At 28.3% G+C, this 11,906-nt stretch carries 9 protein-coding genes; all 9 read right to left on the bottom strand.

Annotated features, from left to right (window positions below):
- Positions 1–10: 10 nt before the first annotated feature.
- On the bottom strand, positions 11–2,224 hold the full coding sequence (locus tag ACT1UH_RS02740; protein ID WP_444704888.1) for an ATP-dependent helicase: 2,214 nt from the start codon (positions 2,222–2,224) through the stop codon (positions 11–13).
- A gap of 89 nt (positions 2,225–2,313) precedes the next feature.
- Positions 2,314–2,973: an RDD family protein gene (locus tag ACT1UH_RS02735; protein ID WP_444704887.1), complete on the bottom strand. Its 660-nt coding sequence runs from the start codon at positions 2,971–2,973 to the stop codon at positions 2,314–2,316.
- Positions 2,964–3,968 carry a hypothetical protein gene (locus tag ACT1UH_RS02730; protein WP_444704886.1) on the bottom strand — a complete coding sequence of 335 codons (1,005 nt, stop codon included), beginning with the start codon at positions 3,966–3,968 and terminating at the stop codon, positions 2,964–2,966. Before ACT1UH_RS02730 ends, ACT1UH_RS02735 begins: the two co-directional genes overlap by 10 nt.
- 11 nt (positions 3,969–3,979) lie before the next feature.
- Positions 3,980–5,323: an asparagine--tRNA ligase gene (gene asnS, locus ACT1UH_RS02725; protein WP_444704885.1), complete on the bottom strand. Its 1,344-nt coding sequence runs from the start codon at positions 5,321–5,323 to the stop codon at positions 3,980–3,982.
- 145 nt (positions 5,324–5,468) lie between these two features.
- The gene (locus ACT1UH_RS02720) at positions 5,469–7,223 is read right to left on the bottom strand and encodes a hypothetical protein (RefSeq protein WP_444704884.1); all 1,755 of its coding nucleotides are present in this window, start codon (positions 7,221–7,223) and stop codon (positions 5,469–5,471) included.
- Between the two features lies 1 nt (position 7,224).
- A complete protein-coding gene (locus tag ACT1UH_RS02715) occupies positions 7,225–8,088 on the bottom strand; it encodes an ABC transporter permease (RefSeq protein ID WP_438340486.1) in 864 nt (287 codons plus the stop codon).
- Positions 8,081–8,944 carry an ABC transporter permease gene (locus ACT1UH_RS02710; RefSeq protein WP_444704883.1) on the bottom strand — a complete coding sequence of 288 codons (864 nt, stop codon included), beginning with the start codon at positions 8,942–8,944 and terminating at the stop codon, positions 8,081–8,083. The genes ACT1UH_RS02715 and ACT1UH_RS02710 overlap by 8 nt, the downstream gene beginning before the upstream one ends.
- Complete coding sequence (locus tag ACT1UH_RS02705) at positions 8,934–10,316, bottom strand: ABC transporter ATP-binding protein (RefSeq protein WP_444704882.1); 1,383 nt, start codon at positions 10,314–10,316, stop codon at positions 8,934–8,936. Before ACT1UH_RS02705 ends, ACT1UH_RS02710 begins: the two co-directional genes overlap by 11 nt.
- 17 nt (positions 10,317–10,333) lie before the next feature.
- Positions 10,334–11,896 carry a hypothetical protein gene (locus ACT1UH_RS02700; RefSeq protein WP_444704881.1) on the bottom strand — a complete coding sequence of 521 codons (1,563 nt, stop codon included), beginning with the start codon at positions 11,894–11,896 and terminating at the stop codon, positions 10,334–10,336.
- Positions 11,897–11,906 lie beyond the last annotated feature (10 nt).

Raw genomic sequence — 11,906 nt, 5'->3', positions numbered from 1 at the left:
AATTAACTCCTTAGTCATTAAGGTCACCATCTCATTTTTTAATTGAGTGATGCGATTTTTCAAATTGTTTTGTGGTTTTTTGTTGTGGAAAGGTTACAGTAATTATTGAGTCAACCATATCAATAATTTCGCCGCGTCCATAGATTTTATGCATTATATAATCTCCGACAACTAAATGGCTGTTGTTTTGGTGATTTTCTTCAGCAATAGAAAAATCATTTGCAAGTGTTACAGAACCATTTTGTTCTTTTATACCTGCCTCTGATAAAAACCTGCTACGTTTAGTAAAACCAGATCTATTAATTGCAAATGAAAGGAAAAGCTTTTTCTTAGCTCTTGTAATTGCAACGTATGCAAGCCGTCTTTCTTCTTCAAGACCTTCAATATTTTCTTCATGTGTATTTGAATTAGTTAAAAATGTAAAATCTTTACTTGGTGAAATAGAAATTGCTCTTTTTAGAGGGAATAAACCTTCAGCAAGCCCACAAATAAAAACATAATCAAATTCTAATCCCTTAGCATTGTGCACTGTCATCAATGAAACAAAACTTGTTGCATCGTTTTCGACATCTCTATCTGTTATTAGTGTAATTTCTTGTAGATATTCATCTATAGTACCGTGGGAATTGTTTTTTTCCCATAACTCAATAGCATTTATTAAACTTTGAAAATTTTCTTGTTTTGATTCATAATCTTCTTCGGAAATTTTAAATGTATCAAAATAGTTTATTTTTTTATACATAAACTCTTTGAGCGTGCTGCTTATTGAATTAGTTTTTAAGGCTGCTCTTGCTCACCGAATATCATTAATTAGTGAAGCTAATTTTTGAAGTGTAGTTGTTGAAATACTTAAAGTTTCTTGTAGTTCATCAATATGCGCTTCAATTGCATTGAATAATGTTGTACCCTTATTTCTTGCAAATTCAATTAACTTATCAACGGTTACCTCCCCAATTTTTCTTGAAGGTTTATTTATGATACGTAGAAGCATAATTTCACTACCATCATGAATAACTCTTAAGTATGCTAAAGCATCTTTAATTTCTTCACGTTGATAAAATTTGATTGAGCCAAAAAGCTTGTATATTGTACTTTCTCTAATCAAAGCTTCTTCAATTGCTCTTGAGTAGCTATTGGTTCTAAATAAAATAGCAATATTTTTTAATTGCACTCTCGAACGTTTTAATTCTGAAATTTTTCGTGCTATTCACCGGGCTTCAGCTTCTTCGCTATGGCCACAGTAAAATTCAACATCTTCTCCTTCTTCATTTTCTGTATATAAGTTTTTTTCTAGTCTTAATTTATTTTTAATGATTAATTTATTTGCGTAATAAAGAATTTTTTTAGTTGATCGATAATTTTCTTCAAGTTTAATTGTGATAGCATCTGGATAATCCTTGTGAAAATTAATAATTATATTGATATCAGCATTTCTTCAACTATAGATTGTTTGGTCGGGATCTCCTACAATTGTTAATTTATTTGTTGAACAAAGTTTTTGTAGTATTTTGTATTGAATAATGCTTGTGTCTTGAAATTCATCAATTAATAAATAGTCATATCGTTTAGCCCATTTGTTGGCTATATGCTCATATTTTGGGTCATAAAAAAGTTTGTAAACAAAAACTAGTAAGTCATCAAAATCAAGCGCTTTTGATCGTTGCAATCTTTCTTGATAATGTTTGTAAATCAATTCCTTTGTTTCGATAGCTTTTCTTTCTTGTAGAGATAAAGATGTGTCAATATTTTCGTTTTCAATATTTAAAAATTCAAATAATGAATTCTTTTTGTTTTGAATGAATGAAATGATTGAACTATAACTGAATTCATTATTAGATATTTCTAATTCATTATAGACTGATTTAAGGATTGCTTTTTGGTCTATTTCGTCAATAATTTGGAAATCGTTCTCATAACCTAGCAAATGAATTTCATATCTTAATATTTTTGCACAAATAGCATGGAAAGTACTTATGACAGGAAGTTGTTCGGGATTATTCACCATTGTGATAACGCGTTGTTTCATTTCGTTAGCTGCTTTGTTTGAAAAAGTTAGAGCTAAAACGCGTGAAGGTTTTATTCCCAATTCATCAATTAAATAAGATATTTTATATGTTAAAACTCTTGTTTTTCCTGAACCTGCACCAGCAATTATACGAAGTGGTCCGTCATTGTATTCTACTGCTTCTCGTTGTTGTTTATTTAGTTTTTCTAGTTCTATCATCTTCACCCCTTATAATTAAATATACTTTATAATTATAACCTAATTAAACCTATTAATATTTAGTAATAAAAAATAGCCTTAATTTTTGGCTATTTTGTGATATTGATTTTAGGAAGTTCACGTTTTTTTGGTTTAATTTTAAACATTAAATTTTCATCTTCAATAATATCTTCATATCTATTTTTTCAAACGGTTTTTGTTCGCGATAATTTATCATTTCAACTTAGTCTTGTTGATGAAATACCAGAAATAATTAGCAGTATTTGAAGATTTATAGAAATCGTAGCTAGTGCTGTTGGTAATATAACAACAAGCTTTTCAACATTATTTAATTTTCCACCGCGAGCAGCTTTTAAAAATGCATCAGTAGACATTAACATGAAACTCATAAAAACAAAAATTCATAAGAATGCAAATAGTCTTTGCCGATCAAAAATAAATTTAGAAGTTCTTCTTTTTTCTTCATCGGAAAGAATTTTGATTTTACATATTAACATTCCAATTGTTTGGCCTTTTAGTATTGTTGGAATAACAATGTATTCAAATATACATAAAAAAATCATCAATAATAGTCAAAGGCGAAAGTATATTTCTTTTAGTGTGGTACTTTGTGTGCGAAATTCAGCTTTTTTGTAATTGAATATTATAAAAGAAGTCGCTACAATTAAAACTATGAAAATAAGAAGATCAATTAATGTAGCTAATAATCTTATTCAAAAATTAGCCTTAACATTTTGCTTTATGGTCATATAAATTTTTTAATAATGTGGTCTCATTTTTTACTAAAACCAGACGTTAAATCATAAAGTTTTTGAATATTAAATTCTTTAAAAAAGTGATTTATTTGGAGTTGCTCTACTCAAAAAGGTCTTAGTATTGAAATTTCTTGAATAAGAGAGTTTTTAATGCTAATTAGTGTTTTTTCATCTAATGGATTCTTATTATGTTTTAATGAGCCGACAATTGCAGCAATATAATAGCAATAATTTAGACATTTAGCCAATTCAAGAGCATTTTTAGTTTCAATATCTATTGTATTAAAGGAATTGAATATATTATTTCAATTGCGAGTCAAGGATTTAGGGTTAAAAATTAATGGATTATCATTATTATTAATGATTCATGTGTCTTCGAAAAAAGCATATGTTTTTGAATAAAGAAGGCTTTGAAAAACAGGATTGGGTGAATATTCTAGATTGAGATCCTTTGTTTTAGGTAAGAAAAAAACTTTCTTTAAAATATTTGTCTTAACAATTGAATTGAACATAAAAGGGCTAGTTAATATAAAAGGTAGTTTATTGGTTTCTAAATTGACTAAACCTAACATTGATAAGTGGGCTGACTTAAATAATAATTTGTTTATTACTTGGTTATATCCGGGAACTTGTATGAAATCTGCTTTTTTGGGCGAAGATTTAATAAAATTATCAAATCTTTGAATAAACTCATTTTTTAAATTGGCATATGAGTAAAGAATAAACGTATAAGGGGTTTCAATAAGATCTAAAGCTTGTTTTATTACAACATCGAAATGTTGATGGCCCGAATTAAAGATAATTTTTAATCTTTCGCCTAGCTTTGATTGTAGTTTATCAATTTCTATATAATCCTTTTCTTTCGGTCTATCAAAGGTCAAAATGATATTAAAATTTTGTGATTTTTGTTTATAGATATTGTAAAAAATTTCATTTAGAGGTATTTTTACGTTGTAAATAGGAATAATTATAGTTAGATTTTTTTTCATTAATATCCTTGTTACATTTTAATTTGTCCAGCAACTCTTGGGAAGGGGATGACATCCTTAATGTTAGCAATACCTGTCACATACATCACTAGTCTTTCAAAACCAATGCCAAAACCACTTGATGGTGCATATCCAAATCTACGCAAGTCTATGTATCATTGCAAGGGTTCTTGTGAAATTTTTAAGTCATGCATTCTTTGAACAAGTTTGCTATATCTTGATTCTCTTTGACTACCGCCAATTAATTCCCCTATCCCTGGAACTAATAAATCAAAAGCTGCAACAGTTTTGTTGTCATCATTTTGGTACATATAAAAAGCTTTAATATCTTTTGGATAATTTGTAACAGCGACTGGCCCATTTACAATTTTTTCAGAAAGGAATTTTTCATGTTCTGAAGCTAGATCCATACCAAAAAAAATGTTTTTTTCTTCAAATTGGTCGCTAAAAGGTTTAAGTTTTTCAACCACATCTTTATAATCAATAACTGTTAGTTTGTTATCAAGAAATCTGTTTAATGTTTCTAGTAGATCAGGATTGTAAGATTGCAATACCTTCATTTCATCTAAATGTTTGCTTATGGTGTTTTTAATGACAGTTTTTAATAAATCATCTGCAAGGTTAATAATATCTTTTAATTCATAAAAAGCAACCTCAGGTTCAATCATTCAAAACTCAGCTAAATGGCGTGATGTGTGCGAATTTTCGGCTCGAAATGTAGGCCCAAAGGTATAAACCTTCTTAAAACTAGCCGCATATGCTTCAGCATGAAGTTGCCCCGTAACTCCTAGGAATGCTTTTTGCTTGAAAAAGTACTCTTTTGTTTCATCATCAACCAACAAAGTTTCGCCAGCTCCTTCACCATCATTTGAAGTGATAATTGGTGATGCCATGTAAAGAAATTCGTGTTCTTGAAAATATTTGTGGATTTCAAAAGAAAGAGTATTTCTTATTAACATTATACTTTTGAATAAGCTTGTTCTATTTCTTAAGTGAGGAATTTCTCTTAAAAAATCAAGTGAAGTTTCTTTTTTTTGTATAGGAAAATCGTTGTCAACTTGATTGATAACAATTAATGTTTCTAAAATAAGTTCAAGCGGTTGTTGGGCATCTGGTGTGAGGTGAATAATTCCTCTAGCAATTAATGAGGTTCCTAGTGAAATTTGCGCGACATTGAGTTTTTGAATCATTTCTCCTTTAACTACTATTTGTAATGTTGCAACAGTACTCCCATCATTAATAGTTAAGAATCTAATTTTTTCATTTCCTCTATTAGAAACTAATCAACCTTTAACCTCAAACTTTTCATTTTCTCTTATTGTTTCAATGTTTTGTAATAACTTTTTAATTGTCATAACATTGCTCCTAACCAATTCTTTTAATCTAATTTATAATTTATAATTATACTTAAATTTTGTTACTATTTAATTTTTGATAACATTATTAAATGTTTAAATGTTTTTATTCTTAAATTTAAAAGAAAAAATAGGATTAACCTATTTATGATTTTGTTGCTTCGAAATAGTAGGCTGCAATCTTTGTTCGCAGGTTGTTTTCGATAATTGGATATGTGAATAAATGATAATTCTCATTTGTCGAGGGTTGCTTGAAAATAGATTTGGCAATTTCATCATTTCCAAAATACCATTCATCTAAAAATTTATATGTTAAAAGATCTGTTGGTGTATATGAAATATATTCAAAGTTTATTAGTTCACCTAAGTCGCTTTTAGTAAAAACTTCTTCAAAACTATCTGAAAAAATATCTGTTCCCTTATCAGAATTATTTCTTATAATTCGTAAAAATTCAATATTATCCTCAGTAATTTTACTTTTAAAACTTCTTAAGAATTTTTTTCAATTTTCCAGATTGTTTCAATCAATACTTTTTAATTTTTGTGATTTTGAAAGAAGTTTGATAATTTCTTGTCTGCTATCACTGTTGAAAATTAACGTTAAAGTATCGATGGAACTATTTAGGTCTTCATTGGTCAGGAATTTTTTTAATGTTTCAAAGAAACGCTTTTCTAGTAATTTCAATCTTTTTTCAATGCTCTCGGCCGATCTGATAATAACGTTGTTGTTATTATATATCAAAGAGCTAATGCTATCTAAAAATTTGGAAGTGTCTTCATCGCTTAGCTTATGGGATATAATTCAACCATCGACAAGGTAATAATTGTTTTTAGGGCGCACAAACCTAATTGTTCCTTCTTCAACTGAAGCAAAATTATCTTCTGAATAATAAGCGTCTAAGGCATCGCCATTATAAATAACTGATGAATCTGAGCGTCCTTGTTTTGGTTCAATAAGGTAGTTAAGCAATTCTAATCCATCGCCACTTAGGTGATTATATGCTGTGTTTTTAATATCATAACCAGAAGAATTTTTGACAAATTCTACGAAAGAATCAATTGCTAGCTTGTAATTATTCTCGTTAAAGTCAAAGAGTTTTCCCTCTCCATTGAAGGTGAATAATTGTTTTCAATTTTTGTTGTCTCGCGATTTATAATTGATGGCCCCAATCATTAAGTTATCAACAAACGCATTAGTTCAACCAATGTGTTGATATTTATTTTCCTTTAGGGTATCAAAAATTTGATTTCAATCGAGTTGCATTGATTTATTTTCTAATTCTTGAATTGAGGAATTGTTTAGTGTTAAATTAGGTCTACTATTTTTATTAACATTATATGCAACTCCCTTGTCTTGCGCATAATAAGGTATAAAGAAGTCATAAAAATGTTCTCATTGGGTGCTAGTATTACTTTTTCAAAGTTTTTTATTTTTGTCTAAAATAAAACCTTTTGAATCTAATTCGTGTTTAGGTAGGTTTACTAGCTTATTGTATATTAGATTATCAAAGTTTTCAAGGTGTTTTCTAACATTTTCTGTGTAAAAAAACTTTCTAACATTTCAGTCATTGGCATCACTTTTTCCGTATAATCTAGCAAAATCAACTTTTCTGACTTTTTTTTCTATAATGAGTTGTGCTGTTTGAAAATCACTCCCAACACCAGCAATCGCTTTGTCTTGGGTTAATGCTTGGGTAAATTCGTTGATTTCCTTGAATTCTTTATAGTTGTAGTCTTTTTTTAGTTTTTCTTTTATAGAAGGCGCTAAATAAGATTCGTAATTATAAATACTTGGCCGGTACTTATTTGAAAGTTTAATTGAGATTGCAAAAATAAAAATTATGGTTATAACAAAAAAGGAAAGTATAAATATTAAGACCTTAAAAATTCTTTTGTTCAATTTATAAGACCTCCTTATAAAAATCCTTTTGTGCTTGTTTTTTACTTAAAACTAGGGATTTTTTAGCTAATTTATTTTGTGTTCCTTTAAAAATAATATATAGTGTATTTATAAATATTACTATTAGAAGTGATATTGCACCAATAGCCAGCGATCATGCCTGAAATTGACCTTCATACAATTGTGTTCCTAACGTTTCTGTATTAGAAACAATTCTTGTAATAATAAAATCATCAAATGACAAAGTCATAGTCATAACAAATGTAAAAATTATAGATCCTAGCATATAAATAAAATATGTTTTAAATCATGTTCTAAATTTTGAATATCCTAAATCCTGACTTGCTTCAAAAATATTTTTGGAAAATTTATCGCTTTTAGGTAGCATTATTAAAATTCCGTATGGAAGACACATAACAGTATGTCCAATAATAGATCTAAAAAAACCTTCACTCGTTGCTTTTAGGGTTCCAAAAAATAAGAAGTTTAGAACAATAGCAAGTGTCAATCCTGTAATAACGTCAGGATTTATCATAGGCACATTTGAGGTTGCTTGCACAAAAGATCTTGCCCCTTTATTCTTGTGTCTTCATAGAGCAAAAACAGTTAGTAAGGAGATACTAATAACAAGGACAGAAGTTGCGATCCCAAGAAGAAATGAGTTAACAAATGCTAGACTATGTGATTTAGAAAACAATTCCTTGTATGCATCAAAAGAAGTTCTATTTCAAGTTGTTACTGAAAAAATTCCTTTATCTGAAGGAGAATTAAAACTGTAAATCGTTCCAAAAATTATTGGTATATAAAGAAAAGCAAGAATCACAAAAACATATGAATATTTTAAAAAGTTTTTAAATTTAGTCATAATTTCCTCCTTGTCTTTTTTTTCTAATTAAGAATGGTATTCCATAAATGATTGCATATATTGATAATAGGACTGCAAGAGTGATAATAACTAATGTTGAAGAATTTGCTAAATCAAACGGGTTGGCTGTGTTGGCAAACTGGTTTATTAGGTTACCAATTAGTTGTTTTTGACTGCCATTTGGTAAGAGTTTGTCTGAAATAATAATAGAGGTTGCAGATATCATTAAAACAATTCCGAAACCACTTAATATTGCTTTGGATGTGTAAGGAATTATAACTTTAAAAACTGTTTTAAATTTTGAATACCCTAAATCCTCCGAGGCTTCCAAAATGTTATTTGGCATATCTTTAATAACCTGGTACAATGGTAGAACCATGAATGGTAGATAAAGATAAACCATACCAAAAACAATAAAGAAATTGTTATTTAACTGATTTTCATCGAAAATTGCCGAGAATAAACCTCTAACTGCTAAAGCTTTTGATATTGTAAAAATAGCTAAGGGACTAAGAATTAGAGTTAAACCCAATATTTTAATAATCTTATATTTAGATCTTGAAACAATATATGCATACGGGAAACCGATTATTAGTGATACAGTTGCAGCAAATAATCCAGTCAGCAGAGACCTTCCTATTATTACCCATGTTGAAGGTTTTAGAGCAATTTCTCAATTTTCTAGTTTTGTTTGTCCTTCTAACGGTTTAAATGCATAAATGCATACAAACACCATAGGTAGGATAATAAATAAAACTGCAAAAACAACATATGGAACTATAAATGTAAATTGCAATTTTGACATCGGTGAAGAAAGTTTTTTGATTTTTTTTACATTTCTTGTACTAGACTTCATTTGTTTGACCTAATTCATTTTCTAATAATTCAAGTTTTTTATCTTTCTTCATTAGGTGGATAGCATCAATATCCCAATCCAAAAATACCTCTTTGCCGACAGCGTATTTTGAAGAAGTTTCTACATAAATAATTTTATCCTTACATTGAACCTCATAATTATAGTAGCTGCCTCCATAGGTTGATTTTATAATTTCTCCCGTTAGTTTAGCTTTTGATTTTACTCTTGTTATAATAATATCTTCTGGTCTTATTAGGGCATCCAAACTTTCCCCGGGCTCAAATTCGTCATGAATAGTGTCAAAAGTCCTTGACATAAATTTTACCTTGTTTGCTTTTATGAAAGTAGCGTTAAAAAAGTTTGAATCTCCAATAAAGTTTGCTACTCATTTATTAACTGGAAAATCATAGAGTTCCTTCGGAGTGGTAAATTGTTCTACTTTTCCATCACGAATAACAGCAATTCTATCGCTCAGTTGCAGTGCTTCATTTCGGTCATGAGTTACAAAAATAAAAGTAAGTTTCAGCTTTTGTTGAATATCCCTTAAAAGAGTTTGCATTTTTTCTCTTATTTTAGCATCAAGAGCACTTAATGGTTCGTCTAATAAGAGAATTTCGGGTTCAATAACTAGTGATCTTGCGAGCGCTACTCTTTGTTTCATACCACCTGATAAAAAGTTAACGTTTTTCTTTTCGTTGCCGCTTAAGCCAACGAGATCCATAATTTGTTTAACTTCTTTGTCCATTTCTTCATTAGTAATTTTTCTAGTTAGGTATCTTTTTTCAAATGCCTCAGTTTTTAAGTCAACATAGTTTTCTCAATATGAATATTTAAAGTCCATATCATCAATTCATTGTTGGTATTTTTGTTTCTTTCTTTTTGAAAGCGATGAATTATTATTTAATTCTCTTTCATATAATTCGAATTCTTTGTCGAGATTTTTCATTTTTTGATCGGCAAATTTTCTTCATTTTCTTCTTTGCAGTGTTAATTTATTATGAAATGATTTTGGAAGATTTTCTTTGTTAATTCTCTTAAGTCTTAGACCGTATTTAATATTGTTTTCAACATTTAAGTGCGGAAATAGGGCATAGTCTTGGAATATAGTAGAAACATCCCTTTTATGTGGGGAAAGATCCTTAATATCTTTGCCATGAAGTTTAACTTCTCCACGAGTAACCCATTCAAAACCACCAATAATTCTTAAAATAGTAGTTTTGCCAGATCCAGAAGGTCCTAAAAGAGTAATAAATTCACCTTTTTCGATACTAAGATTGACATTGTCTAAAACTAGTTTGTCTTCAAACTCTTTAACAACATCAACAAGTTCAATGATTGCTGAGTTTGTCTTTTTAACTTTCTTTTTTTCCATAATTATTCCTTTCACCATTATGATTTGGTTATTTGATAATAGTAATCAATCATTTTTGTTCTCAATTCAGGATTGAGCGGCTGATATGGTCTAAAATTTATGTCTTTGTTTTCTTTTATATCAAAAATAGAAATTGCTTTTTGATCTTGATTTTTATTGCTATCAATGAAATAAGTTTCTAATAAAAAGAACTTTATAGTCTTAAAACTAGGTGTGTAATTTATTACATCAAAGTTTGCAACATTTTGTAAATTTTCGTTTGAAAAGGCATTTCTAAAAAATCTATAGTATTTTTTATAAAATGATAAATCAATGTCTTTTAATGATTTGGCAATTTTATTTTTATCTTTTTTGTTAAAAAGATTTTTTTCTATTTCTTCTTCTGAAATCCCACTATTTTTAATTTCTTTATAAACATTATTTATGTATTTATTATATATTTGTTGGTAGCTTAAACTAACATCCCCAAAAACAAGGTTTTTTAGTGTTTCCAGAAGAGCGTCTGATTCTTTATCATCTGTGTCTTGTGAAATGATTCATGCATCAATATTTTTATATGTATTTTTAGGCCGAACAAACGATATATTATTACTTTGATTTAAATTTGCAAAGTTATCCTTTCCATAATAAGCATCAAGTGCATCACCATTATACATTATTGCAACATCAGCTTTTCCACGTGCTGGCTCAATTATGCCCGATACAATTTCCTGTCCATCAGTTATAAGTTTATTTCTTTTTGTGTCTTTTATATTATTGCCAGTTGAAACATTGACAAATTTCGCAAAGTGATCAATAATATTTTTGTAGTTCTCTTTGTTTAAATCTTTTCATTTTCCGAATGAGTTTTTTTGGCTTCCATTGTCAATTAGATTTTTATAAAATTGACCAATCATGGCATTGTCAAGAAATCAATCAGTTCAGTAAAATTTTGGATTTTTATATTTTTTTGATAATGAATTTATTAGATCAAATCAATTTTTTCCGTCTTTAATATCACTAAAATCAGCATTTTCCTTAATATTATTTCTTGTAGATTTTGAAATTTCTGAATTTTCAGGATTATAGGCTATACCTTTGTCAAGAGTAAAATAAGGAATTAAAAATTCATAAAAATGGTCCATACCTTCTTTATTATCTGCTTCGAAGCCAATAACTTCCTTATCTTTATAATAAAGAAAAGGTTTAAAGTTTAACTTGTCAATTTTATTATTTGGATTAATTCTCTTTATTTCCTTTATTATTCAACTATCAAAAAAATCAAATTGTTTTTTTACGTCATTAGTATAAAGATTTAATATGATCTCTTTTTTATTTTTTGCATCATAATTAACATCAAAAACTTTTTTAAAATTAATCTTTTTTAATTTGTTTTCAACGATAAGTTGAGCTATTTGATAATCAGAATTTACCCCTGCTACAGCTTTTTTATTTTTTATTGCTCTTGTAAATTCATCAAGATTCTTAAATGTATGATATGAATAGTTTTTTTTGATCTTGTTAATAGTATTTTTATTAAGGTATGATTCATAGTTATAAATACTTATTTTATAAGGGTTGCTTATTTTTAAAAAAAGCATAATAATAAAA

Origin of the sequence: Mycoplasma sp. 332 (assembly GCF_052378275.1) — a bacterium.
Lineage (GTDB): Bacteria > Bacillota_I > Bacilli_A > Mycoplasmatales > Metamycoplasmataceae > Metamycoplasma.
The sequence above is the reverse complement of the archived record's forward strand: the minus strand, read 5'-3'. Positions and strand labels throughout refer to the sequence as shown.